25 protein-coding genes and 1 pseudogene are annotated in these 24,140 nt (G+C 71.2%); 11 read left to right on the plus strand and 15 right to left on the minus strand.

The genetic code is table 11. The features are described 5' to 3' along the window. Nucleotides 1-120: 120 nt before the first annotated feature. Both J5X86_RS20655 and J5X86_RS20660 read left to right on the plus strand, forming a co-directional pair. Nucleotides 121-345, plus strand: a complete 225-nt coding sequence (locus J5X86_RS20655) for a hypothetical protein (RefSeq protein WP_208518225.1) — start codon at nt 121-123, stop codon at nt 343-345. Continuing rightward, nucleotides 342-1,124 (plus strand): helix-turn-helix domain-containing protein, encoded by a 783-nt coding sequence (locus J5X86_RS20660; protein ID WP_208518226.1) that lies wholly within the window; start codon nt 342-344, stop codon nt 1,122-1,124. The genes J5X86_RS20655 and J5X86_RS20660 overlap by 4 nt, the downstream gene beginning before the upstream one ends. Here J5X86_RS20660 and J5X86_RS20665 read toward each other — a convergent pair. The 3 genes from J5X86_RS20665 to J5X86_RS20675 form a co-directional block, all read right to left on the minus strand. Beyond that, nucleotides 1,113-1,508 (minus strand): VOC family protein, encoded by a 396-nt coding sequence (locus J5X86_RS20665; protein ID WP_014054827.1) that lies wholly within the window; start codon nt 1,506-1,508, stop codon nt 1,113-1,115. The genes J5X86_RS20660 and J5X86_RS20665 overlap by 12 nt on opposite strands. A gap of 100 nt (nt 1,509-1,608) precedes the next feature. Beyond that, nucleotides 1,609-2,547, minus strand: coding sequence for a beta-ketoacyl-ACP synthase III (locus tag J5X86_RS20670; protein WP_208518227.1), 939 nt, complete (start codon nt 2,545-2,547; stop codon nt 1,609-1,611). Nucleotides 2,548-2,755: 208 nt separating this feature from the next. Continuing rightward, the gene (locus J5X86_RS20675; RefSeq protein WP_208518228.1) at nt 2,756-3,433 is read right to left on the minus strand and encodes an HAD family acid phosphatase; all 678 of its coding nucleotides are present in this window, start codon (nt 3,431-3,433) and stop codon (nt 2,756-2,758) included. Between the two features lie 265 nt (nt 3,434-3,698). Here J5X86_RS20675 and J5X86_RS20680 point away from each other — a divergent pair, with 265 nt between their 5' ends. Both J5X86_RS20680 and J5X86_RS52495 read left to right on the plus strand, forming a co-directional pair. Next, nucleotides 3,699-4,091, plus strand: coding sequence for an STAS domain-containing protein (locus J5X86_RS20680; protein WP_208518229.1), 393 nt, complete (start codon nt 3,699-3,701; stop codon nt 4,089-4,091). Nucleotides 4,092-4,319: 228 nt separating this feature from the next. Next, nucleotides 4,320-4,895 carry an STAS domain-containing protein gene (locus J5X86_RS52495; protein ID WP_208518230.1) on the plus strand — a complete coding sequence of 192 codons (576 nt, stop codon included), beginning with the start codon at nt 4,320-4,322 and terminating at the stop codon, nt 4,893-4,895. Between the two features lie 31 nt (nt 4,896-4,926). Here J5X86_RS52495 and J5X86_RS20690 read toward each other — a convergent pair whose 3' ends face one another. Together J5X86_RS20690 and snpA are read right to left on the minus strand one after the other, a co-directional pair. Beyond that, complete coding sequence (locus tag J5X86_RS20690) at nt 4,927-5,139, minus strand: hypothetical protein (protein WP_078643537.1); 213 nt, start codon at nt 5,137-5,139, stop codon at nt 4,927-4,929. A 279-nt stretch (nt 5,140-5,418) separates the two neighbouring features. Next, nucleotides 5,419-6,084 carry a snapalysin gene (gene snpA / locus J5X86_RS20695; protein WP_208518231.1) on the minus strand — a complete coding sequence of 222 codons (666 nt, stop codon included), beginning with the start codon at nt 6,082-6,084 and terminating at the stop codon, nt 5,419-5,421. A gap of 304 nt (nt 6,085-6,388) precedes the next feature. Between snpA and J5X86_RS20700 the strand changes: the two genes are divergently transcribed. Both J5X86_RS20700 and J5X86_RS20705 read left to right on the plus strand, forming a co-directional pair. Further along, nucleotides 6,389-7,537 (plus strand): LysR family transcriptional regulator, encoded by a 1,149-nt coding sequence (locus J5X86_RS20700; RefSeq protein ID WP_208518298.1) that lies wholly within the window; start codon nt 6,389-6,391, stop codon nt 7,535-7,537. 106 nt (nt 7,538-7,643) lie between these two features. Then, nucleotides 7,644-8,153, plus strand: coding sequence for a pyridoxamine 5'-phosphate oxidase family protein (locus tag J5X86_RS20705; RefSeq protein WP_208518232.1), 510 nt, complete (start codon nt 7,644-7,646; stop codon nt 8,151-8,153). Nucleotides 8,154-8,201: 48 nt separating this feature from the next. Here J5X86_RS20705 and J5X86_RS20710 read toward each other — a convergent pair whose 3' ends face one another. Then, entirely contained in the window at nt 8,202-10,646 is a 2,445-nt protein-coding gene (locus tag J5X86_RS20710; RefSeq protein ID WP_208518233.1) for a SpoIIE family protein phosphatase, read from the minus strand. A 150-nt stretch (nt 10,647-10,796) separates the two neighbouring features. Next, complete coding sequence (locus J5X86_RS20715; RefSeq protein WP_208518234.1) at nt 10,797-11,723, minus strand: NmrA family NAD(P)-binding protein; 927 nt, start codon at nt 11,721-11,723, stop codon at nt 10,797-10,799. Nucleotides 11,724-11,849: 126 nt separating this feature from the next. On the opposite strand from J5X86_RS20715, the gene J5X86_RS20720 reads away from it, so the two are divergent. Next, complete coding sequence (locus J5X86_RS20720; protein WP_208518235.1) at nt 11,850-12,410, plus strand: TetR/AcrR family transcriptional regulator; 561 nt, start codon at nt 11,850-11,852, stop codon at nt 12,408-12,410. A 117-nt stretch (nt 12,411-12,527) separates the two neighbouring features. On the opposite strand, the gene sodN is transcribed toward J5X86_RS20720, so the two are convergent. Then, nucleotides 12,528-12,923: a superoxide dismutase, Ni gene (sodN, locus tag J5X86_RS20725; protein ID WP_201851426.1), complete on the minus strand. Its 396-nt coding sequence runs from the start codon at nt 12,921-12,923 to the stop codon at nt 12,528-12,530. Between the two features lie 253 nt (nt 12,924-13,176). On the opposite strand from sodN, the pseudogene J5X86_RS52900 reads away from it, so the two are divergent. Next, nucleotides 13,177-13,344 (plus strand): annotated as a pseudogene (locus tag J5X86_RS52900) (S24 family peptidase); the annotation flags it as partial. 104 nt (nt 13,345-13,448) lie between these two features. Here J5X86_RS52900 and J5X86_RS20735 read toward each other — a convergent pair. Next, complete coding sequence (locus tag J5X86_RS20735) at nt 13,449-14,111, minus strand: CGNR zinc finger domain-containing protein (protein WP_308124664.1); 663 nt, start codon at nt 14,109-14,111, stop codon at nt 13,449-13,451. 124 nt (nt 14,112-14,235) lie between these two features. Here J5X86_RS20735 and J5X86_RS20740 point away from each other — a divergent pair, with 124 nt between their 5' ends. Continuing rightward, a complete protein-coding gene (locus tag J5X86_RS20740) occupies nt 14,236-15,012 on the plus strand; it encodes a trans-aconitate 2-methyltransferase (protein WP_208518236.1) in 777 nt (258 codons plus the stop codon). Between the two features lie 76 nt (nt 15,013-15,088). Here the strand turns inward: J5X86_RS20740 and J5X86_RS20745 are convergent, their stop codons facing one another. From J5X86_RS20745 to J5X86_RS20755, 3 genes are read right to left on the minus strand one after another with little or no spacing between them, the layout of a single operon-like run. Further along, complete coding sequence (locus J5X86_RS20745) at nt 15,089-15,841, minus strand: amino acid ABC transporter ATP-binding protein (RefSeq protein WP_059147812.1); 753 nt, start codon at nt 15,839-15,841, stop codon at nt 15,089-15,091. Nucleotides 15,842-15,846: 5 nt separating this feature from the next. Continuing rightward, nucleotides 15,847-16,788 carry an amino acid ABC transporter permease gene (locus tag J5X86_RS20750; RefSeq protein ID WP_208518237.1) on the minus strand — a complete coding sequence of 314 codons (942 nt, stop codon included), beginning with the start codon at nt 16,786-16,788 and terminating at the stop codon, nt 15,847-15,849. A gap of 43 nt (nt 16,789-16,831) precedes the next feature. Beyond that, nucleotides 16,832-17,785, minus strand: a complete 954-nt coding sequence (locus J5X86_RS20755) for an ABC transporter substrate-binding protein (RefSeq protein ID WP_208518238.1) — start codon at nt 17,783-17,785, stop codon at nt 16,832-16,834. A gap of 508 nt (nt 17,786-18,293) precedes the next feature. Between J5X86_RS20755 and J5X86_RS20760 the strand changes: the two genes are divergently transcribed. Next, entirely contained in the window at nt 18,294-19,526 is a 1,233-nt protein-coding gene (locus J5X86_RS20760) for an NADP-dependent malic enzyme (RefSeq protein WP_208518239.1), read from the plus strand. A 177-nt stretch (nt 19,527-19,703) separates the two neighbouring features. Beyond that, nucleotides 19,704-20,666 (plus strand): zinc-binding dehydrogenase, encoded by a 963-nt coding sequence (locus J5X86_RS20765; protein WP_208518240.1) that lies wholly within the window; start codon nt 19,704-19,706, stop codon nt 20,664-20,666. A gap of 147 nt (nt 20,667-20,813) precedes the next feature. On the opposite strand, the gene J5X86_RS20770 is transcribed toward J5X86_RS20765, so the two are convergent. The 3 genes from J5X86_RS20770 to J5X86_RS20780 all read right to left on the minus strand — a co-directional run bounded on the left by J5X86_RS20770 (nt 20,814) and on the right by J5X86_RS20780 (nt 23,794). Beyond that, on the minus strand, nt 20,814-21,608 hold the full coding sequence (locus J5X86_RS20770) for an antibiotic biosynthesis monooxygenase (protein WP_208518241.1): 795 nt from the start codon (nt 21,606-21,608) through the stop codon (nt 20,814-20,816). A 204-nt stretch (nt 21,609-21,812) separates the two neighbouring features. Next, nucleotides 21,813-22,937, minus strand: coding sequence for a PadR family transcriptional regulator (locus J5X86_RS20775; RefSeq protein WP_208518242.1), 1,125 nt, complete (start codon nt 22,935-22,937; stop codon nt 21,813-21,815). Then, entirely contained in the window at nt 22,937-23,794 is an 858-nt protein-coding gene (locus tag J5X86_RS20780; protein WP_208518243.1) for a DUF4097 family beta strand repeat-containing protein, read from the minus strand. The genes J5X86_RS20775 and J5X86_RS20780 overlap by 1 nt, the downstream gene beginning before the upstream one ends. Nucleotides 23,795-24,140: the final 346 nt, after the last annotated feature.

Raw genomic sequence — 24,140 nt, forward strand, 5'->3', positions numbered from 1 at the left:
GGTGCATGGGCGCCCGAAGGGGCGCACGCAATCGCGGAAGGCGCGGCGGGCGGAGGTGGCGCTCGGCCTGGCGCGGCGGGAGCATGGAGAGTAGTGGTGGTGAGCAGGAGGTGTACCGCCATGCAGCACGAGATGCGCGCCGAATACGAGGAGGGCAGCTCCGGGCGGGTCGCGGGTGCGCCCGTCAAGATCTGGCACATGGTCCGCGGGAACGGAACGACCGCGATGTGCGGGCGGGAGCTGGCCGCGGACGCCGAGATCCAGGCCGCCGATCTGTGGGCCACGGGTGACGTGGGGCCCTTCTGTCATTCGTGCGGTGCGGTGTATCTGCGCGAGGTCCCTTGAGCGAGCACCGGGAGCACGAAGACCGGGAGTGTGAGTACCGGGAGCGAAGGGCGCTGATCGGCCGCGGTGCCGCGGTGTGGACCCGTACGGCCGGCACCGGGCCGCAGCGGGTGCTCCCGGACGGCTGCACGGATCTGATCTGGAGCGAGGCGGGACCCGACGGCGAGCTGCTGGTCGCCGGGCCGGACACGTGCGCCCGTCTGGCCCCCGGCCCGCCCGGCACCCGCGCCGTCGGCCTGCGCTTCGCCCCGGGTCAGGGCCCCGCCGTCCTCGGCGTACCGGCGCATGAACTCCGTGATCAACTCGTGCCGTTGGCGGCGCTCTGGCCTGGCGCGGAGGTCCGGCGGCTGGCCGAGCGGATCGCCGACGCCGAGCGGACGGCCGACGCCGAGCGGACGGTGGCGCGGCAGGCGGCCCAGGGCTGCGTGCTGGAGGACGCCGCCCTGGGCCGCCTGCGGACGGCGGAGCCGCCCGATCCGGTGCTCGCCGCGGTCGTCGCCGGGGTCTCGCGCGGGACGGGCGTGGCCGGGATCGCCGCGGCCGTGGGGCTGGGTGAGCGGCAGTTGCACCGCCGCTCCCTCGCCGCGTTCGGCTACGGCCCCAAGACGCTCGGCCGGGTCCTGCGGCTGAACAGGGCCCTGGACCTGGCGCGCACCGGCCTCCCCTTCGCGGCGGTCGCGGCCACGGCGGGCTACGCCGACCAGGCGCATCTCGCCCGCGAGGTCAGGACCCTGACCGGCGTCCCCCTGGGCCGTCTGCTCCAGGGGTCAGGAGGGTAGCGGGGCGAAGAGGTCCAGGCTGTTGCCGTCGGGGTCGAGGACCGTCGCATAGCGCTGGCCCCACGGCGCGTCCCACGGCTCCTTCTTCCCGCGTACGCCCGCCCCCACGAGGTCCTGGTAGGTCTTGTCCACATCGGCCGGGCTGTCGCAGGCGAAGGCCAGCGCCACCTGGTGGGAACCGCTCGGCGGCGTCCACTCCGGATCGAAGGAGCGCACCGTCTCGACGGTGTCCCACATCAGCCGCGCCCCGCCGGGCAGGGCGGCCTCGGCGTGCGGCTGGGCGTCGGCCTCGGCGGGGATGTCGAGGCCGAGGCGGCGGTAGAAGGCGAGGGAGGTGGCCAGGTCGGCGACGACCAGGCCGATGGCGTTGAATCGTGCTGTCATACGGGCAGCGTAGGCAGCGCGCGGGCGGCCGGTCTTGAACGAATCGGACGTCCTGGCGGGGCCGCCAAGGCGCTGCCTGACGTTTTGCCGGAGGCGGCCGTCAGGGGCAGTGGATGACCTGGCCGGCGTACGACAGATTGCCGCCGAAGCCGAAGAGCAGCACCGGGGCGCCGGAGGCCACCTCCCCGCGCTCGACCAGCTTGGAGAGGGCGAGCGGAATGCTGGCCGCCGAGGTGTTGCCGGACTCCACCACATCGCGGGCGATCACCGCGTTGATAGCGCCCAGCTTGTGGGCGACCGGCTCGATGATCCGCAGATTGGCCTGGTGCAGCACGACACCGGCCAGGTCCTCCGGGGAGATCCCGGCCCGTTCGCACACCTGCCGCGCGATCGGCGGCAGATGGGTGGTGGCCCAGCGGTAGACGGTCTGGCCCTCCTGTGCGAAGCGGGGCGGTGTGCCCTCGATACGGACCGCGCCGCCCATCTCCGGGACCGAGCCCCACACCACCGGGCCGATGCCCGGCCGCTCGGCGGCCACCACCACGGCCGCGCCCGCGCCGTCGCCGGTCAGGACGCAGGTGGAGCGGTCGGTCCAGTCGGTGGCCGCGCTGAACTTGTCCGCGCCGATCACCAGGGCCGCGGTGGCCGCACCGGCCCGGATGGTGTGGTCGGCGGTGGCCAGGGCGTGGGTGAAACCGGCGCACACCACATTGAGGTCCATGGTGGCGGGGCCGGCCAGCCCGAGCCGGGCGGCGACCCGGGCCGCCATGTTGGGGCTGCGGTCGATCGCCGTGCAGGTGGCGACGAGCACGAGGTCGATGTCGGAGGGGGCGAGACCGCTGTGGGCCAGCGCCTTGGCGGCGGCCGCCGCGGCCATCTCGTCGACCGTTTCGTCGGGGCGGGCGAGATGCCGGGTGCGGATGCCGACCCGGCTGCGGATCCACTCGTCGCTGGTGTCGACCATGGCCGCGAGGTCCTCGTTGCCGAGCACCTTCGCGGGCTGGTAGTGGCCGAGCGCCAGTACGTGTGAGCCGGTCATCGGTCATCCCCTTCGCGCCAGTGCCGACGTATCCGCGCCGTTTGCGGAGATCTCGACGCACAGTCTGCGGTGTGTCCAGTCTTGAGCGGAGCAGACCTGCCGTGCGCTCGGCCTACTCACCAATCTTGGGCGCCAAGATCTGGAGTTTTCGACCTTTCCCCGGCGGGGGGTGATCGGCGGTGGCGGAAGGGGACGACCTGACCGTGACTCAGGAGAGCTGGCCGTCGTAGTCCGGGAGCTTGAAGGACTTCTCGGCGTGGCCGCCGCTGATGTCGGTGGGGCTGTTGCCGATGTTGGCGATGATCGTGTAGCCGTTCTTCTCGATCTCCGCCCGCTTGGCGGTCTTGTAGTCGGCCACGTTCTGGAAGAGATCCGGCAGGTGGCGTACGTACACACCGGCGACCGAGTAGCCGACCTTCTCCAGGTTGTACTCGGTCGGCCAGGAGATGATGCCGGGCCGCGCGGTGACGAAGAAGATGGCCACGCCCCGGTCGTGCGCGTACTGCGAGAGCTTCAGGACCGGCTCGACGGGGGGCTGGGGGAAGGCGAAGCCGAAGTCCGTCTCCAGCGAGGTGTTGTCGATGTCCAGGACGATGGCCTGCTTCTCGCCCGAGGGGTTGGCGGTGCGCTCCTCGATGTAGGGGCGGGCCTGCTCGTCGATGATGGCGCGAACATCGCGCTGCCAGGTCTCGTAGTCGACGTCCTCGGCGGCGGTGGCGCTCGGCGGCGCCGCCGAGGCTGCCGTGGTGGCGGTGGTGCCGGTGGTGCCGGGCGTGGCGGGCGTGGCGGCGGTCGCCGTGGTGGCCGTTCCGCCGACGCCGATGGCGAGGGCGACGACCACCGTCGTCAGGCCGAGCCGCCGTGATCGCACGCGTCCTGCTGTCATCGGTCACATCCTTCACTTCGAGGCGATTGCCGGATCGCATGCTCACGGCTCCCGGTGGACTTGAGAAGACCTCTGCTTTACCGGTGAGTAACGGTTCGCGGCCGAGGGGCCTTAATAGGCCAACGACACGTGCCGCGCCGTTCGTTGACTGGTCAGCCGGTAGATGGGTATGTCATCTACTGAAGGGCCGGCCTGGACCCCGGCGATGACCGGCGTGGCCGTGGGCTCCGGTGTCGCGCGCCTCCACCAGGTCAAGGAGGCTTGCATGTTCGATGATCGGCCCGCCTTCGGCGTCCGAGTCCATGCACTCGGCGGCGTCACCGTCGCCGAGATCGCGGGAGAGTTGGACATCTTCGCCGCGGGGCGGATCGTGGCTCGGCTCGATTCCCTCATCCAGGCACGGTGTCCGGATCTGGTCCTGGACCTACGGCCGGTCACCTTCCTGGACTGTGCCGGATTGTCGTTACTGTGCCGATTGCGCAATCGCGTGCTGGAGCGGGACGGGCGGCTGCGGCTCGTCATCGACGAACCGCGGTTTGTGCGGCTGCTGCGCATGGTCCGGCTGGACGACGCGTTCGAAGTACTGGAGGATCTGACTCCGGCGATCGCGGGGGTGTCGGGTCCGGTGGCCGGAGGCGGCGGTGATGCCTTCGCCTAGGTCGTGTCTGACCAAGTGTCAATAGTAAGAACCGAAATTCACCCGAACGAGCGGTATTCACCGGCGGAATGCTGCGTCCCTACCTCTGTAACCGGCGGTCACCCCTTTACGCTCGCGAGACGTCGCCCAAGGACCCGGCGGATTCACACCCGATGCCCGACCCTGCCCGCTTCCGGGACCCTGACGAAGGTGAGAGGGGGCAGTGTGCCGTTCCGAGGGGATATCGCGATGACGCAGCAAGGCGCTCCCCGTGATGCGCCGGTGCCGCTGGAGCGCGGTGCCCAGAACGCCGCGCAGGGGCCCGCGCGCGGGGATCCGGCCGCATGGGGGACCTCCGGCCGGGATCCGGCCGCGTGGGCGTCCTCCGACGGGGATTCTGCCGCTCAGGACGATCCGGCCGTTCGGGATGATTCTGCCGCTCAGGGCGATCCGGTCGCTCGGGACGGCGGCGCCGGGGACGTCACCACTCCCCGCGCCCGTACGCACCGGGTCGGCGGGTACACCGTCGTGGAGCTCCACGGGGAGATCGACATCGCCGGGGTGGGAAGTATCGGACCGACGCTGGACGCGGCCACGGCCGGGGACAAGCCCGCGGTGATCGTGGACTTACGCCCGGCCGCCTTCTTCGACTGCTCGGGCCTGGGACTGCTGTGCCGGGCCCATCGGCGTGTCATGGAGCGGGACGGGCGGATGCGGCTGGTCTGCGACAACGCGTTGATCCTGCGCACCCTGCGGGCGGGGCGGATGCTGGATGTGCTCCACCCGGTCGCCACGCTGGACGAGGCGCTGCGCGCGGAGGAGTAGGGCGCCTCGCACGGTCGGGTGGCGGCCGGACTCAGGTACGGCGGTCCTGGGGAGGTGTGACCTGTTGGCCCCGGTGCTGCCGTCGGCGGCCCCAGGTGCGATGGTGCGGCCGTCCGCCGGCCGGGGAATCGTCGTGGCTCTCGGCGGACATGCGGTTGCCGTTCTGGACATTGGTCCGGTGGATCAGCAGCGCGCCCACCCCGATCAGCGCGAGGATGACGACCACGGTGATCAGGGTCTCCATGGTGCTCACTCCCTGGGGCCGGGCCCCAGCTGGAGGGAATCCGGCCGATTTATGCGAAATGCTCCTGGTGTCTATACGGTACCTCCGGCCGGAGGCGGCGTCGCTTCCCGTGCGGCTACGTCCCGGTGCGCGCGGTGGATGGACCCGCAGACGCCGACCGCCCGCCCGCGCTGACGGCGGCCCCCGCACACGCCGACCGCCCGCACCCGGCGTCGGGAACCGGGTGCGGGCAGTCAGGCCCTGATCCAGGGGATCAGTGGCTTGGCGGTTTCAGTAGGCTCAGTGAGTCTTGGCCAGCTGCTTCTCGAGCTTGGCCAGCCCATTGGCCCAGAGCTGGTTGACGCGGCTGATCTCGGCCTGGTCGGGCTGCGAGTTGGTGCAGGACGGGCCGGGGCCGCCACCGGACATCAGCTCGCTGCACGGGCCCTCGTAGTGGTCCGGCAGACCCAGCACGTGGCCGGTCTCGTGCGCGGTGACCCGGGTCGAGTCGTACTCCTGGTTCTGGGCGTAGTCCAGGAAGACATAGCCGCTGCCGTGGCCGTCGGTGCTCGCGTACGAGCCCCGGGGGTCGTTGCCCTCGCGGTAGGTGAAGTCCGCGTTGCTGCCCGCCTGCAGCTTCACGTTGCTCACCGAGGAGTTCCAGATCTGGGCGGAGCGGGAGATCTGCGACTGGAAGGTCGGGGCCTGGCTCGCGTCGTAGGTCACGGTGACGGCCGCTGCCCCGCGGGGCGCCTTGGCCTGCTTGGCCAGCGCCGACTTCATGACGGCCTTGATGAAGGCGTCGGTGTCGGCCTTCTCCTCGCCGCTCGCCGTGTAGCCGGCGGCCGCGGCGCTGCGCTGGGTCGTGGAGTGGTCGGGCGTGGCCGCGGAGGCGGGCACGGCGGACAGTGCGGCCGCCAGGCCGAGGCCGAGGGTCGCGGACAGCGCGAGCTTGGGGAGTGACATGTGGGGGGCTCCTCATCGTCCTCGAGCCCCGGTCGCCGTGTGGGGTGGCGGCCGGGGCCGTGGGATGAACTCTTGGCTGACGCCGAGTCTTGAGGAGATCGAGCCGTACGCGGAGATATCAACTGGTGATAGTACGAAGGCATATCCCCCGCCGGGCTCTCAAGCCCCTTGCGGAGATAGCGATTTGACGTCCCGTTGACCGGTGTTTGACCACCGATTGATCGATTCCGGTATGGGTTGGAGTGGTTTCAGAGTCTGGTGTGACCGACAAGGGCGCAGATATGCTCCCGCCGTGGAGCTCGAGGTGAGGCACCTCCGTGCACTGTGCGCCATCGCCGACACCGGCAGCCTACGGAAGGCGGCGCGCCAACTGGGCATGACCCAGCCATCCTTGACGACCCAGCTCCGGCGCATCGAGAACACCATCGGCGGCCGGCTGTTCTCGCGGGAGGTCACCGGCAGTCGGCCGACCCCGCTGGGGCGGTCCGTGCTGTGCCGCGCCCGGCCGATCGTGGCCGAGATGAACGCCTTGGTCAGCGAGGTCCGGCTGGAGGCGGGGCAGACCGCCGACGCCCGGTTGCGCATCGGCAGCACGGGCAGCCGGGCCGTGGTGGGCTGGCTGCGCAGGCTCCGCGACCGCTATCCCGACGCGGACACCACCATCCACATCGACGTCTCCGCCAACGCGCTGCTGCAGATGGTCGCCGCCAACCAACTGGACGTCGCCTTCGTGCACGAGGTCGAGGGCGCGCCGCTGCGGGTGCCCGAGGGCGTGGAGCGCCGGATGCTCGTTGAGCGGGAGCCGCAGTTCGTGGCGCTGGCCGAAACCCATCCGGCCGCCGCGCGACCCGCGGTGCGGCTCGCCGACCTCGCCGCCGACCAGTGGATGGTCGACCCCAGCGTGGACGGCGAGGGGCCCGGGCTGCGCCGGGTCCTGGCCGCCGCGGGGCTCAATCCGAGAGTGGTGTACGGGGACTATCTGACCGCCGCCGACCTGGTCGCCTCGGGTGAGGTGGTCACCCCCTGCCAGCCCACCGCGCGGTCCCGCCAGGGCGTGGCCGTCCGCCCGCTGCACGGGGATCCGCTGACGGTCCGGCTGTTCCTGGCCTCACGGGCGGTCCCGGCGGCCCGCACGTTGCCCCCCGGACCCGACCCGGACACGGCGCTCCCCGCCCGCACCGGGGCCGCCGGATCTGCCCCGGACACGGCGCTCCCGGCCGAGACCGAGGCCGAGGCCACCGGACCCGATCCGGACCCCGCGCCCGGCGCCCCGCTCGACGTCGACGCCCTCTTCGGCGACCTGGCGGACGCGTACTTCGAGATCGCCTGGGCGAGTTCCGCGTACCGCCAGTGGCTGGTCCGCAACGAGAGTCCGCTGCTGCGCTCCCATGAGCCCCGGGCCCGTGACGCGCTCGACATCCTGGGGCTCGCCGGGCCCGCCGAGGTCTCGTAGCACCCCTCCGGAGAGGCGGGTGGCCGCGAGCGATGAGTTTCGCTCCGCCGGGCGGTCCAAGCACCCGGGACCGCACCGGACCGCAGGCCACCCGAGGAGCGAGCAGATGATCACGGAGCACGATCCGCAGACCGCGCTGGACACCCGCTTCAGCAGCCCGGACGCCACCGCCACCGCCTGGCCGGAGGGGCGTGAGGGGCTGGCGGCGGCGGAGCTGTACTGGCTGTCCACCGTCCGCCGGGACGGCCGCCCCCATGTCGCCCCGCTCATCGCCGTCTGGTTCGACGGGGCGCTCTGCTTCTGCACCGGCCCCGAGGAACAGAAGGCCAGGAACCTCGCGCACAATCCGCGCTGCGTCCTCACCACGGGTGCGGGCGTGCTGCACGAGGGATTGGACCTGGTGGTCGAGGGCGAGGCCGAGCGGGTGCGGGACGACGCCACGCTCGAGCGGATCGCCGCGGCGTACGTGGCGAAGTACGGCGCGGAGTGGACCTTCCAGGTGCGCGACGGCGCCTTCCACCACGATGGCCATGAGGCCCTGGTGTTCCGGGTCGCCCCGGCCACGGCGTTCGGGTTCCGGAAGGGCGCGTACGGCCAGACGCGCTGGCGCTTCTGACGCGGGCCGACCGCCCCATACCGCCCTGGGGCCCCGCGCCCCGGCCGCTCAGTCCAGGCCCGGCAGCCCGGTGGGCAGCCCGACCGGAAGGGTCTGCTCCGACCAGATCGTCTTGCCCTCGGCGGTCTGCCGGCTCCCCCAGCGCTGGCTGAGCCGCGCGACCAGCAGCAGCCCGCGGCCGCCCTCGTCGAAGGTGCGGGCGCGGCGCATATGCGGGGCGGTGCTGGAGGAGTCGGTGACCTCGCAGATCAGCGAGTGGTCATGGATCAGCCGCAGCCGGATGGGCGGGACGGCGTGCCGGATGGCGTTGGTGACCAGCTCGCTGACGACCAGCTCGGTGGTGAAGACGGCCTCGTCGAGCCCCCATTCGGTCAGCCGCTCCGTCACGTTCCGGCGGGACCGGGCCACCCACGCCGGGTCGGCGGGCACGTCCCAGGTGGCCACGTGCGCCTCGCCCAGGGAGCGGGCGCGGGCGAGCAGCAGCGCGACGTCGTCGAGCGCGCCCCCGGCGGGGAGGAGCGTGCGCAGAACGGCGTCGCAGGTGCCGTCCAGAGACCCGCTGGGGTGGGCCAGCGCGTTGGTCAGCAGCAGACGGCCCTCGTCGGGATCGCGGTCCCATATGGCCATCAGCCCGTTGGTGTAGAGGGCGAGCACGGCGTTCTCGGGCAGCTCGGTCTCCATCGACTCGAAGGGCAGCCCGCCGACCCCCAGCGGCGGTCCGGCCGGTACCGGGAGGAACTCCACGGTGCCGTCGGGCCTGGCCAGCGCCGGGGGCGGGTGCCCGGCCGCGGCCAGTGAGCAGCGGTGCGAGACGGGGTCGTAGACCGCGTACAGACAGGTGGCCCCCACATCTCCGGTGGCCTCCTCGGCGCCGGTCTCCGCGGCCAGATGGATCACCAGGTCGTCCAGATGGGTGAGCAGCTCGTCGGGCGGCAGATCGACGTCGGCGAGGGTACGGACCGCCGTCCGCAGCCGGCCCATGGTGGCCGACGCCTGGATGCCGTGGCCGACCACATCGCCCACGACCAGCGCGACCCGTGCCCCGGAGAGCGGGATGACGTCGAACCAGTCCCCGCCCGCCCCCGCGTACGGGCCCGCGGGCAGATAGCGGGAGGCGACCTCGACGGCCGGCGGCTGGGGGAGGGTCCGCGGCAGCAGGCTGCGCTGCAGGGCCAGGGCGGTGTCGCGCTCCCGGGTGAAGCGGCGGGCGTTGTCCACACAGACGGCGGCCCGGGTGGTGATCTCCTCGGCCAGCACCACATCGTCCTGGGTGAACGGCTCGGGGGTGTGGTGGCGGGCGAATACTGCCACTCCGAGCGTCGTGCCCCGCGCCCGGATCGGCACCGCCATGATCGAGTGAATGCCGAACCGCCGGATCGAACGGGCGCGGGCGGGCTTCAGCGCACCCCACTTGGCGATCATGGGGTCGGTGGTCGCGTAGATGAGGGGCCGCTCCATCGCCAGGCATTCCGCCATCGGCGAGACCTGCGGATAGGTGTCCACCTTCCCCACCGGCACCACGGACTCGGGGCAGCCCTCGTAGCGGGACCGCAGGGCCGCGCGGCGCAGCACGATCGGGCCGGTGAGCGGCCCGGACGGCAGCTCCTCGTCCTGGGCCAGCCGGTCCAGCAGGTCGATGCTGGCGTAGTCGGCCAGCCGCGGTACGCAGACGTCGGCCAGCTCCTGCGCGGTGTGGTCGATGTCGAGGGTGCTGCCGATCCGTTCACTGGCCGCGCTCAGCAACAGCAGCCGCTGGCGGGCCAGATACTGCTCGGTGATGTCATGTGCCGCCATGCAGACCGCGTACACCTGGCCGTCCTTCGCCTTCAGCGGGGCGAACCGGGCCGACCAGGCGTGCTCCTTGGTCTCCCCGCCGGTGCGCATGTACGTCTCCACCTCGCGTGGCTCGCCGGTGGTCAGCACATGGTGCATGACGGCTTCGAGCTGCTCGCTCTGGAGCTTGCCCCCGATCTCCGACAGCCGCAGATCGCGGATCTCCGCTTCGGGGAGGCCGACGACGCGGGCCATCTCGTCGTTCACCTTGCGCAGCCGCAGATCGGCGTCGTAGATCGCCATCGGGCAGGGCGACTGCGCGTAGGCCCAGCGCATCAGCGCGTCGTTCCAGGACTCGGGGGGCAGCTCCGCCCGGGGTGCCGCGGCCACCAGCAGCCAATCGCCTTCCGGCCCTCTGCGGTGTGCCAGCACCCGCACCGGCATCTCGTGGCCGTCCTGGTGGCGCAGCGCCACCGTCCCGTGCCAGCGGGTGAGCCGGGTGCGGGCGCGGCGGGCCCTGGCGTCCGCCGCGCGGGCCGGATCGGCCAGCAGGTCGGCGGCGGGCCGCCCCACGACCTGCGGGGGCGGATATCCGAGCAGCCGGCGGGCACCGTCGTTCCAGCTCGTCAGTGTCCCGTCATCGGTGACGGTGGCCCTCGCCGTGTCCGTTTCGTCCAGGCCGCCCCACTCCCGCGCGGAGCCGCTGTCATGGCGCATCATGGTCGCCCATCCCTCCGGGGGCGGCACTGGGTCCGTCCACCAGGGTTCCCTTCCAGCCTCGTCCACTCCGGTCCGGGCATCAACCACAGCCCGGGCCGGAGCGGACGCCGCTGCCGGGCCGGAGCGGGCGCTGCTGCCGGGTCGGGCGGGTCAGGCCGCCGCGGGTCCCAGGTGCCGCCCGGCCCATTCGGCGAAGCCGGTGAGGGGGAGGCCGAGGGCGCGCGCGAACTCGGGGCGGGCCGGCTGGCCGACCTCGTTCAGCCGCACATGCCCGAGGCCCCACTGCGGCATCCCGGCGGCGAGCGCCTCGTCCGCGGTCATCGACGGGGCGGTCACCTCGGTGCCCACGACGGCGGAGAGGACCTCGGCGACCCGGGTCATCGTCATGCGCTCGCCCGCCAGTTCCAGCTCGACCTCGTGGAACCGCTCCGGGTCGGCGAAGGCCGCGGCGGCCGCCGTGCCGATGTCGGCGACGGCGATGAGGGAGAGCTCGGTGCCGGGCTCGAGGATGGTGGCCAGGCCGCCCTCGGGGCCGTTCGGGAGCAGGGACAGGAAGTTCTCCATGAAGAAGGCGGGCTTGAGGAGCGTCCAGTGGCGGAAGCCCGCCTCGCGGACCCGGTCCTGGAGGCCGGCCTTGGTCGCGTAGTAGTGCTCCAGCGCCGCCCAGCGGCCCTCCGCCCACCCGGGCTCGGTGTGGTGCTGTCCGGCGCCGGAGACGGAGGTGTGCACGAACTGCGCCACCCCCATCTCCCGCGCGGCGTCGATCAGGTTGCGCCCCTGGACCCACTCGGAGTCGCCTTGGAGGTCGTTCATATCGGGCATCTGGATCGAGAAGACGGCGCGCGCCCCCTCGGCGGCCCGCCGCACCGAGTCGAGGTCGAGCAGGTCGCCGGTGACCAGCTCGGCGCCGAGCGCCGCCACGGCCTTGGCTCGCTCGGTGGCCGGGTCGCGGACCAGGGCCCGTACGGGGACGCCCGCCGAGAGCAGGGCACGGGCGGTGGCGCCGCCCTGCTGTCCGGTGGTGCCGGTGACCAGAACGGGGGCGGACGGGGCGGACGTCGGGGAGTTCATGGGCATGCTGCTGCTCCTCGGGCATGGGGGTATCGACTTATCGACTGTGCGGACACTAAACGGCGGGCCCCGCCACTTATCTCTCGGTACGATACGGAGGACCCCGCCACTTAGCAACCCGGAGGTGACGCCATGCCCGCCCAGCGCGCGGACGCCCGGCGTAACTACGAGCGCATCCTCGCCGTGGCCGAGGAGGAGGTCGCCGCGCACGGCGCCGACGCCTCCCTGGAACAGATCGCCCGCACCGCCGGAGTCGGCTCGGCCACCGTGCGCCGCCACTTCCCCACCCGGAGCGCCCTACTGGAGGCCGTCTTCCGCGAGCGGATCGAGGTCCTGGCCGCCCGCGCCCGGGAGCTCGCGAAGGAAGAGGACGTACGGGCCGCGCTGCTGGAGTGGCTGGGCGAGCTCACCGTCTACTCCGCCTCGGTGCAGGGCCTGGCCACCGCGCTGCTGCGAAATGGGGAGCTCGACCCGGAGCATGCGAACCCCTGCGTGGACACGCTCACCGAGGCGGGCGAGCCGCTGCTGCGGCGAGCCGAACGGGCCGGTGTGATGGCCCCTGGGGCGACCGCGGTCGACCTGGTCACGCTGATCGCCGGGATCGCGCTGGCCACCCAGCACCACCCGGACCCCGCCGCTGAGGCGGACCGGCTGCTGGGCCTGGCCGTGGCGGGGATCAGCCCGCGGGGGTGAGCGGGCGGGGGTGAGTCAACCGCCGTGCCCGGCAGAGGAGTTCCCTGCAAAGAAGACCGCACCCGGGCCACTCGGGGCGGCTCGGGTGCGGTCTTGTGGTGCTGGGGAAAGGCGGGGTCAGCCCTTCTTGGTCGCCCAGAAGATCTTGTCGATCTGGGCGATGTAGTCCAGTGCCTTCTGCCCCGTGGCCGGGTCGGTCGAGCCCTTGGCCGCGCTCAGGGCCTTGAGGGTGTCGTTGACCAGCTGGTGCAGCTCCGGGTACTTCTCGAAGTGCGGGGGCTTGAAGTAGTCGCTCCACAGCACCGAGACATGGTGCTTGGCGAGCTCCGCGCGCTCCTCCTTGATGGTGGTGGCACGGGCGCGGAAGTGCGGGTCCTCGTTGGCCTGGTACTTCTCCTGGACGGCCTTGACGGACTCGGCTTCGATACGGGCCTGGGCCGGGTCGTACACACCGCAGGGCAGGTCGCAGTGCGCGCTGACCTGAACCTTCGGGGCGAACAGGCGGGAGAGCATAGAGCTGTCCTTCCATTCGTGATCGTCTTCTCAGGTGCGAGATTACTCCGTGGGGGAAGCCTTTTCTCGGGTGCCCCGGGGGGCTTAGGTCAAAAGTCCGGTGTCAGGCTGGGATGCCTGGGATCGTGATGGTGCGGGGTTGAGAACCGGAGGTGCCGTGATGCGGGAGCAGCTGGGCGATCGCGGGCAGGAGCCCGACCGCGACCAGCGCGGACTGCTGCGGATCGGGCTCGCGGAGGTGTACAACCCGTCGATGCAGCCGACGCTGTACCCCGGCGACCAGTTGGTGGTCCGCTACGGGGCGCCGGTGCGGCCGGGGGACGTGGTGGTGGTGCGCCATCCGTTCCGGCAGGACCTGCTGATCGTCAAGCGCGCGGTGGAGCGGCGCGAGGGCGGCTGGTGGGTCAAGGGCGACAACCCGTATGTGGAGAACGACAGCCGGGAGTTCGGCGTCGTGCCGGACGAGCTGGTGGTGGCCCGGGCATGGCTGCGGCTGCGGCCGCGGCCGGGCGCCGGGCGCGGTGGTCAGCGGTCCATGGCCGGGCTGGTCTTCTGGGCGGTGTCCGCCGTACGGCCGGTGGGCTCGCGGTCCTGGCGCCGGCTGCGCTCGGCGCCAGGCGACCGCTCGGCGTCCAGGCGTTTGCGCGCGCGGTAGGCGGCCACATTGGCGCGGGTCGCGCAGCGGTCGGAGCAGTAGCGCCGGGATCGATTGGTCGAGGTGTCGAGATAGGCGTTGCGACAGGGTGACGCCTCACAGATGCCCAGCCGGTCGGCGCCCAGTTCGGTGAGGTGGAAGGCCAGGCCCATCGAGGCGGTCGCGGCGTATCCGGAGCCCGCGTTGGCGGCGTAGTCCGCGATATGCATATGCCACTTGGGGCGGCCGTCGTCGTCACGGGTCTCATGGCCGGAGATCTGCGGGCTCACCGGGAACTCGATGAGCAGCGCGTTCAGCAGGTCCACCGCCAGCACCTCGTCGCCGCCCGCCGCCGCCTCGAAGACGGCACGCAGCCGGGCCCTGACCGACCTCAGCCGGGTGACATCGGCATCCGTCGCCCGCCGGGCCGCCTGTCGGCTCTCCCCGAAGAGCGCCCGCACGGCCTCCACCGAGGTCAGGGTGTCGGTGCCGCGGCTTGGCTCCTCGCTGTTGACCAGGCGCACGGCGAGATCCGAGTAATAAGCCAGTTCCACTTGTGGTCCTTACGACGGGGCATCTAGAGTCGGGTAAGAGGCGTTCTGCCTACGAGGGTATTACGGGGCGGCTGCGCCGGAGACGATGACGCATGGCTTACGACGCATGGCTTGGAGGAGCTCGATGACGGACACCGTCGCCGTGGCGGACTGGCAGGCGTGGCAGCGGAGCTGGGACCGGCAGCAGGAGTGGTACCTCCCCGATCGTGAGGAGCGGTTCCGGGCGATGCTCGACGCGGTCGAGGCCGTCGTCGGCCCGGAGCCGAGGATCCTCGATCTCGCGTGCGGCACGGGCAGTATCTCGGACCGGGCGCTGCGCCGGTTCCCGGGCGCCACCAGCACCGGTGTGGACCTCGACCCCGCGCTGCTGACGATCGCCCGCGGCCACTTCGCGGCCGAGCCGCGCGCCGAGCTCGTGACCGCCGATCTGCGCGACCCCGGGTGGACCGGGCGGCTGCCGCACCGTACGTACGACGCCGTCCTGACGGCCACGGCGCTCCACTGGCTGCGCTCGGACGAGCTGCGGGTGCTGTACGGGCAGATCGCGGGCGTCGTGCGGGAGGGCGGGGTGTTCCTGAACGCGGACCATATGCCCGATCCGGCCACGCCCCGGCTCAACGCCGCCGACCATGCGTTCCAGAAGGAGCGGCAGGCCCGGGCCCAGGCCGAGGGCGCGCAGGACTGGGCCCAGTGGTGGCAGGCCGCGGCACGGGACGAGGTGCTGGCCGGGCCGGTGGCCGAGCGGTTCACGATCTTCGGTAATCCGGCCAACGGCGACCACGCGGACGGGGAGACGCAGTCCGTCGCCTGGCATGCCGAGGCGCTGCGCGAGGGGGGCTTCGGGGAGGCGCGGGCCGTATGGTGCTCGCCCTCGGACGCGATGGTGCTCGGGCTGAAGTGACCACCTGAGCGGCGGGTCAACGGCGCGAGGGCGGTACGGGCACCTGCCCATACCGCCCTCGCGGCTGTGACAGCGACTACAGCACCTTGGAGAGGAACGACTTCGTCCGCTCGTGCCGCGGATTGGTCAGCACCTCCCGGGGGTGCCCGGACTCCACCACCACGCCGTCGTCCATGAAGACGACCGAGTCCCCGACCTCGCGGGCGAAGCCCATCTCATGCGTGACGACGATCATCGTCATGCCGTCCTCCGCGAGCCCGCGCATCACATCGAGCACATCGCCGACCAGCTCCGGGTCGAGCGCAGAGGTGGGCTCGTCGAAGAGCATCAGCTTCGGCTCCATGGCCAGCGCCCGCGCGATCGCGACGCGCTGCTGCTGGCCGCCGGAGAGCTGGGAGGGGTAGTTGGCCGCCTTGTCGGCGAGGCCCACCCGGTCCAGCAGCTTCAGCGCGCGCTCCCGCGCGACCGCCTTGGTCTCGCGCTTGACCTGGACCGGCGCCTCGATCACGTTCTCCAGCGCGGTCATGTGCGGGAAGAGGTTGAAGCGCTGGAAGACCATGCCGATGTCGCGCCGCTTCTCGGCGACCTCACGGTCCTTGAGCTCGTAGAGCTTGTCGCCCTTCTGGCGGTAGCCGACCAGGTCGCCGTCGACGTACAGCCGCCCGGAGTTGATCTTCTCCAGGTGGTTGATGCAGCGCAGGAAGGTGGACTTGCCGGAGCCGGACGGGCCGATCAGGCAGAACACCTCGCGCGGCGCGACCTCGAGGTCGATGCCCTTGAGGACCTGTACCGGGCCGAAGGACTTGTGGACGCCTTCGGCCTTCACCATGGCGGTCATGCGCCGACACCTCCGGAGCGGTTGCTGAAGGAGAGCAGATTGGCCCGGACCCGCTGCAGCGGGGTGGCCGGCAGGCTGCGGCTCGAGCCGCGCGCGTAGTACCGCTCCAGGTAGTACTGGCCCACGCTCAGGACGGAGGTGAGGATCAGGTACCAGGCGGCCGCCAGGAAGAGCATCTCCGCCGTGGCACCGGAGTTCTGGCCGACCTCGGAGGTGGCCTGCAGCAGATCCCAGTACTGCACCGCGATCACCAGCGAGGTGGTCTTGAGCATGTTGATGAACTCATTGCCCGTCGGCGGCACGATCACCCGCATCGCCTGCGGCAGCACCACCCGGCGCAGCGTCTTGGCGTGGCTCATGCCGAGCGCCTGGGCGGCCTCGGACTGACCCTCGTCGACCGACTGGAGGCCCGCCCGGCAGATCTCGGCCATGTACGCGGCCTCGTTCAGGCCCAGACCCAGCAGGGCGGCCAGGAACGGGGTCATGAAGTCCGACCACTCGTCCTTGTAGATCGGCATGATGTTGATGTAGTCGAACACCAGGCCGAGGTTGAACCAGACCAGTAGCTGCACATAGACCGGGGTGCCGCGGAAGAACCAGATATAGCCCCAGGCGATGGAGGCGGTCACCGGGTTCTTCGACAGCCGCATCACGGCGAGGATGATGCCGAGGACCACGCCGAGCACCATCGAGAGGATGGTGATCCAGACGGTGTTGCGGACGCCCCTGAGGACCTCGCCGTCGAAGAAGTAGTCCGGAATGGCGTCCCAGTTCACATCGCCGCGGGCGAAGGCGGAGATGAGCAGGAAGAGCACGGCGATGGTGATGACCGCGGAGACCCAGCGGCCGTAGTGCCGCACCGGGATGGCCTTGATGTTCTCCGGCGCCGCCGGCGGCGGGGCGTCGGCCGGATCCGCCTTTTCGATCTTCTGTGTCACGGATGGTGCCTTTCAGCGCGAGTGGGGACGGGGGAGGGCCGGATCACTTGCCGCCGTTGATGATGGCCTTGGTGACCGCGCCTTCCTTGACGCCCCACTTCGCGATGATCTTGTCGTAGTCGCCGTTCGCGATGATCAGGGCGAGGGCCTGCTTGATGGCATCGCGTAGCTGGGTGTTCTTCTTGGCGATGGCGATGCCGTACGGGGCCGCCTCCACCTGGTCGCCGACGAGCTCGAAGTCCTTGCCGCCGCCGGAGGTCTTCACCGCGTACGCGGCGACCGGGAAGTCGCTGGAGCCGGCGATGGCGCCACCGCCGCGCAGCCGGGTCTGGGCCTCGGTGTCATTGCCGAACGCCTCGACCGAGATCTTGCCCTTGCCGTTCTTCTGGCAGGTCTTCGACTGGGCCTTGGCCAGGTCGTGGGAGACGGTGCCGCGCTGCACGACGATCTTCTTGCCGCACAGGTCGTCCCACGTCTTGATCCCCGTGTTGGCGCCCTTCTTGGTGTAGATGGAGACACCCGCGGTGAAGTAGTCGACGAAGTCGACGCCCTCGCCCGCCTTCTTGCCGGTGTCCGGGTCGACACCCTCCTGGCGGCCCTTGTTGTCGGTCATGGCCGACATGGCGATGTCGTAACGCTTGGAGCGCAGGCCCGAGAGCAGGGTGTCGAAGGTGCCGTTGTTGAACTCGAACTTCACCCCGAGCTGCTTGCCAAGGGCGTCGGCGATGTCCGGGTCGATGCCCATGACCTCGCCGTTCTTCTTGAACTCGACCGGCGGATAGTTGATGTCCGAGCCGACCTTGATCACCTTGGCGCTCTGGATCTCCTTGGGGAGCTGGTTGAAGAGCGGGGCCGCGTTGGTGTTCGACCCACCGGTGACCTTGTCGGTCTGGTCGCCGCAGCCCGTCAGCAGCAAGGCGCCTGCCACCGCTATCGCGCCGACGGAGGCCATCCGGGACTTCAGGGTGGCCCCACGGGGCGTGAAGCTGGCGGTCATGCTGGTTCCTCCGGCAGGGTGAGGGGGTGAGATCCAGGGAACACGTTTGTGGGTGTCGCGATCTCGTGTGATTGGGGCATCTTGTCATCGGACGGGCCCGTGCGGGCCGCTGGCCATGTCAAAATCGGATAACGGGCGATCCCCGTGGTGCACAACCGGACAGCGGCACCGGCCGGACAGCGACGGCCGGAGACGCGGGGCGGGCTCATGATCACGCGGAGAACAGCGCGTGACGGAGGCATGGACTTTCCCTAGAGATTCGCCCGCCTCCAGCCTTAATGCCCGGTTTTCCGGCGTCATCGCACCAGAACTCGCTCGTCGCTCGACGCGCGCTTCAGGTACAACAGACGGCACCCCTCACCCGGGGCTCAGGGCGTGTGTGCGACGCGCCCGGCGTCCGTACCCAGACCCATGCGGTGGTCATCCGCTGAATGGGACGACGCGGTGCCCGCCCGCTCCGAACCTGGGGCGGATACCCTCGACAGAAAAACGACAAAGGGGTCAAACAGTGGCAGCGGAGATGGTCAATCCTCGCAGCGACAGCACAAGCGGCAGTGGCGAAGGAGCCGACGGCGTGACGGGCGAAGAGCCCTTCGATCCGGCTTTCGCCCTGCACCGCGGCGGCAAGATGGCCGTCCAGGCGACCGTGCCCGTGCGCAACCGGGACGACCTGTCCCTCGCGTACACACCGGGCGTGGCCAAGGTCTGCAGCGCCATCGCCGAGCAGCCCGAGCTCGTCCACGACTACACCTGGAAGTCCCAGGTCGTCGCCGTGGTGACGGACGGCAGCGCGGTGCTGGGGCTCGGCGACATCGGCCCGGAGGCGTCCCTCCCGGTCATGGAGGGCAAGGCGATCCTCTTCAAGCAGTTCGGCGGTGTCGACGCGGTGCCGATCGCGCTCGACTGCCGGGACGTGGACGAGATCGTGGAGACCGTCGCCCGGCTCGCGCCCTCGTTCGGTGGCGTCAATCTGGAGGACATCTCCGCGCCCCGCTGCTTCGAGATCGAGCGCAAGCTCCAGGAGCGGGTCGACATCCCGATCTTCCATGACGACCAGCACGGCACGGCGGTGGTCACCCTCGCCGCGCTGCGCAACGCCGCCAGGCTGACGGACCGCGCGCTGGGCCAGCTCCGCGCCGTCATCTCCGGCGCCGGCGCCGCCGGTGTGGCCATCGCCCGGATCCTCACCGAGGCGGGCATCGGCGATGTCGCCGTGTGCGACCGCAAGGGCGTCGTCTCCCAGGACCGTGAGGACCTCACCGACGTCAAGCGCGAGCTGGCCGGGTTCACCAACAAGGCCGGGCTCACCGGATCCCTGGAGGCCGCGCTGGACGGCGCCGACGTCTTCATCGGCGTCAGCGGCGGCACGGTGCCGGAGGACGCGGTGGCGAAGATGGCGTCGGGCGCCTTCATCTTCGCGATGGCCAACCCCAACCCGGAGATCCACCCGGACGTCGCCCACCGGTACGCGGCCGTGGTCGCCACCGGGCGCAGCGACTTCCCGAACCAGATCAACAACGTCCTCGCCTTCCCCGGCATCTTCGCGGGAGCCCTCCAGGTCCGGGCCTCCCGGATCACCGAGGGCATGAAGCTCGCGGCCGCCGAGGCGCTGGCCGCGGTGGTGGCCGATGAGCTGAGCGCGGACAAGGTCATCCCCTCGCCGTTCGACGACCGGGTCGCCCCCGCCGTGACCGCGGCCGTCGCCGCGGCCGCCCGCGCGGAGGGCGTCGCCCGCCGCTGACGCCCGCCAGGGCCCAGGCGCCATCCCGCGCCGGGCCATCGCGGACTGTGCCATCACGGGCCGGTCCGCCCCTCAGCCGGAGGGGCGGACCGGCCCGTGGGCTTGTCCGCGGTGGGCGAGCGGGGTCACACCGTGGCGTGGTTCCGTGGGGTCGCCGTGCGGCCTAAGGTCGGGATCATGTTCGCTGCCTATGCCGCACGTATCGACCGTGACCAGCCGCTGAGCGGCCTCGAACTGGGGGAGCGCCCCGAGCCGCAGGCCCGGCCAGGCTGGACGACCGTGAACGTCAAGGCCGCCTCGCTCAACCACCACGACCTGTGGTCACTGCGCGGTGTGGGCCTCGGCGAGGAGTCGCTTCCGATGATCCTCGGCTGCGACGCGGCCGGGATCGACGAGGACGGCAACGAGGTCGTCCTTCACTCCGTCATCGGCCAGAGCGGACACGGCGTCGGCCCGAAGGAGCCCCGCTCCATCCTCACCGAGCGCTACCAGGGCACCTTCGCCGAGAAGGTGACCGTCCCGAGCTGGAATCTGCTGCCCAAGCCCAAGGAGCTCTCCTTCGAGGAGGCCGCCTGCCTGCCCACCGCCTGGCTGACCGCGTACCGCATGCTGTTCACCAACGCGGGGGTGCGCCCCGGCGACAGCGTCCTGGTCCAGGGCGCCGGCGGCGGTGTGGCCACCGCCGCGATCGTGCTGGGCGCGGCCGCCGGTCTGCGAATGCTGGCCACCAGCCGTGACGAGGCCAAGCGGGCCCGCGCCGTCGAGCTGGGCGCCGAGAGCGCGTACGAACCGGGGGAGCGGCTGCCGCGCCGGGTGGACGCCGTGATCGAGACGGTGGGCGCCGCGACCTGGTCGCATTCGGTGAAGTCCCTCAAGCCCGGCGGCACCCTGGTGATTTCGGGCGCCACCAGCGGCCCCAACCCGAAGGCCACCGAGCTCAACCGGATCTTCTTCCTGGAGCTGAAGGTCGTCGGCTCCACGATGGGCGGGAAGGACGAGCTGGAGGACCTGCTGAGCTTCTGCGCCGCCCACGGCGTACGACCGGTGATCGACTCGGTGCTGCCGCTGGACCGGGCCCGTGAGGGGTTCGAGAAGATGGCGGGCGGCGATCTGTTCGGCAAGGTCGTTTTGACGGTCTGAATACCGTGCCGCCCTCCACGGCCGCAATGGGGGCCGGGGATTCGCGGGGGAATTCGAACAGACCCGGTGGATCCGGTCCGCATCGAGAAGGCGGCGAGAGGGCGGCGAGCATATGCCGGAGGCTTGGCGCGAAGCCCGCGCGATGATCTACCGGGCCTCGCGCTCCGGCGAATTCGCGGAATTCCGCGACGACGCCGCCGACGGCGCTACGAAGCTCCGTCGGAAGCGATAGGAGCGGGACGAGGAACCCACCAGACCGGGGAAGTCGCGCACCCGGTCCCAGATGGACGAGCCGCCGCCGCGCGGCCCATCGGCCGCCATGGCCGCCTCGTACGTCTCCGTGCCGGTCCAGCGGGCGTAGTTGAGCACCCGGGCGCGGTCGGTGCTCAGATGGCGCTCGCCGTCGCCGATCAGATGGAAGTCGGCGGAGATCAGGCCCGGGTCGGGCTCGTTCTCCAGAGCCTCGATGACCAGGTCGGTCCAGGACCGGCGGAGCTCGGGATCGGGGTCGTCGAAGTCGATCTCGACGACGACGATCAGCCCGGGGGCCGACCCGGGGTCCGGCGTATCGCTCTGGGCGGACGGTGCCTGGAAGCCGCGGTAGTAGCGGTAGGAGGAAAGGCCGAGCCGCTTGAGGTCCGGGACCGCGCTGTCGATCTCGTCGTTGCGCTCCTGGCGGTGGGTCCGGAAGAAGGCGTGGTACGCGGCCTCACTGGCCCACTGGGAGTGGTGCATCAGCGTATCGCCGTCCGTACCCGCGTAGACGTTGTAGGAGAGCAGCTCGGGTGCCGGCCAGGGGCGGCTGTCCCAGGTGGCGGCGATGGCGTCGACCGCGGCCCGCTGCCGATCCGGCGTGCCCACGCTCCAGGTGCTGAACAGCGCGGCACCCACATCGGGCCGGGTGAGATCGGGCAGCGGGCCGGAGCTGGGCAGAGCGGACATGACGGTCTCCTCGCGGTCGGGAAGAGCTGAGAAGGAAAAGGGGATCGGGGTCGGAGGGGCGCCCCCCGTGGTGCGCCCCTCCGACCCCGATCCTGGAACTTCAACCGCGGTTGAGGTCAAGCGGTGGACGGAAGCCGTCCTGAGTGAGACGGAAGCCGTCCTGAGTGAGACGGAAGCCGGTCCTGAGCGAGATGGAGGCCGGGCCTATGCCTGGTCACCTCGGAGCAGCGCGGTGATGCGCGCCGCGGTCGCCCCCAGGTGATGGCGGGCGTCGGCAAGCTGGGCGTCCGTCACCCCGTGGTCGCGGGCCGCGTCGCGGATGTCGTCGCGGAGCCGGTCGAGCAGCCGTTCCAGATCGCGGGCCGGGGCGTCCGAGGGGGTGAAGTCCCTGGCCCACTCGGGCTCCTGCACTCCGGCCGCGCCGCTGCCGCCGTCCCCGCTGCCGCCGTCCCCGCTGCCGCCGCCGGTCGGCTTCTCCTCCTTGCCGCCGCCCTCCGGCTTGGTCATGTCCATCCGCTCGACCTTGGTTTCCGGCCCGGACGTGTCGTCGTCCCAGCCCCAGCCCCAGTCCGAGCGCGAGGTGCCCTGGCGGGAGATCCGGCTCATCCCGCGCGACACCTCGGCCAGCCCCTCGCGCACCGCCTGCTGCCAGTCGCCCGCCCGGATGTGCTCCTGCGTCTGCTCCTGGACCCGCCGGGCGATCCGCTGGACCTCCTCGCGCGCGAAGTCCTGCGCGTCCTTGGCCTGCTTACGGGCGCGCTGGGCGTCCTGCCGGGCCCGCCGGCTCTCCTCCTTCGCCCGGCGCGCCTGCTCCTTCCACTCCTCCTTCGCGCGCCGCATGTCCTCCTTCGCCTGCCGCCAGGTCTCCTTGTCGCCCCATGGCCCCTCCCACGGGCCATGCTTGTCCTGGGCGCCGCCGGTGCCGCTGGTGCCGCCGGAGGAGCGGGCCTGCTGGGCCGCCTCCCGCATCTCCCGCCGCAGATCGCTCGCGGAGCCGCGGACGTCGTCCCGGATCTCGGCGGCGAGTTCGGCGACCGACTCGCGGATCTCCAGCTCCAGATCGGCCAGCTCACCGCTGCGGTCGGCCAGTTCGGCGCGTCCGGCGTCGGTGATGGAGTAGACCTTGCGGCCGCCCTCGGTGGTGTGGGTCACCAGGCCCTCGGCCTCCAGCTTGGCCAGCCGCGGATAGACGGTGCCCGCCGAGGGCGCGTACAGCCCCTGGAACCGCTCCTCCAGCAGACGGATGACCTCATAGCCGTGGCGCGGCGCCTCGTCGAGCAGCTTGAGCAGATACAGGCGCAGTCGGCCGTGGGCGAATACGGGGGGCATCAGAGGACCTTTCCCTGGGTGCCGTCGGTGGTGTCCGTGTCGTCCTCGGACGGCGGACGGCGCAGCAGCGCGATGGCGCCCGAGACGGTGGTGGCCTTGAGGCTGCCATTGCCCGCGCCGAGCCGCCCGGTGATCTGTTTGGCTCCCCACTGGCCGCTGACCCGCAGATCGTCGAAGCCGTTGGAGACCGAACCGGTGGCCGTGTTGGCCTCGATCTCGGCGTCGGCGGGGTGCGGCAGCCGGATGGCGATCTCGCCGGAGACGGTGGTGAGGCCGATGTCGGAGCACTTCGGGGCGGGGGCGAGGTCGAGCACCATGTCGCCACTGACCGATTCGGCCCGTACCAGGGGCCCGGAGCCCTCGATGACGGTGAGGTCGCCGGAGACGGAGTGGAACCGCAGATCGCCGGTGACGGCCTGCGCCTCGACCCGGCCGGAGACGGTCTCGGCCCGCACCGGCCCGGTCAGCCCGAGCAGGGTGAAGTCGCCGGAGACGCCGCGCAGTTCGGCGCGGCCGGTCAGCCCGGAGACCACGGCGGAGCCCCCGATCACGCCGACCGTGGCGCTGGTGCCGACGGGCACGGTGAGGGTGACATGGGCGGTGCGGTTCCACTGCCCGAGCCACTTGCGGAAGCCCTTCCAGGAGAGGTCGTCGTAGCCCACGCTCAGGGTGCCGTCGACGTGGGAGACCTTCAGCGCCGGGCCGTCGATCTCCGAGACCTCGAGGCGGGCTGGACCATTGCCGGTGCCGACCACATTGACGGTGCCGCCCGCGATACGGACGTCGAGGGTCGACACCGGGTCGTCGAAGGTGAGCTTCTGTGGCGCGGTGATCGACCACTGTGATCCGGCTGACATCCCTGGCCTCCCCTGACTGGACGTGCGACGCGTCACGGCGACGCAACATATCGTGTCTCTACCGAACACGATATATCGCGGTCTTGCGGAGTCAAGCCCGGGCCGGCCCCGGCCCGGGAGGGTGGCGCTCGGCTGCCGCCCGCCCCGGCGGCGTCCGCCTCCGGTGTGCCCGCGCACCTGCGCACAATCGCGCGAGCCGGTGACAGATGCATGGTGCAGTCATCGTTCCCTGTGGACCGGATCACCCTTCTTCGAGAAAATCCTCCTCCCCGGGAATTCCTCGCTAGAGTCTCGCTAGAGTGCTGGTAGAGCAGCATGGAGACAAATGTTTGGGACTGTTACCTTC

The sequence above is a fragment of the Streptomyces sp. NEAU-YJ-81 genome (assembly GCF_017592595.1).
GTDB lineage: Bacteria > Actinomycetota > Actinomycetes > Streptomycetales > Streptomycetaceae > Streptomyces > Streptomyces hygroscopicus_B.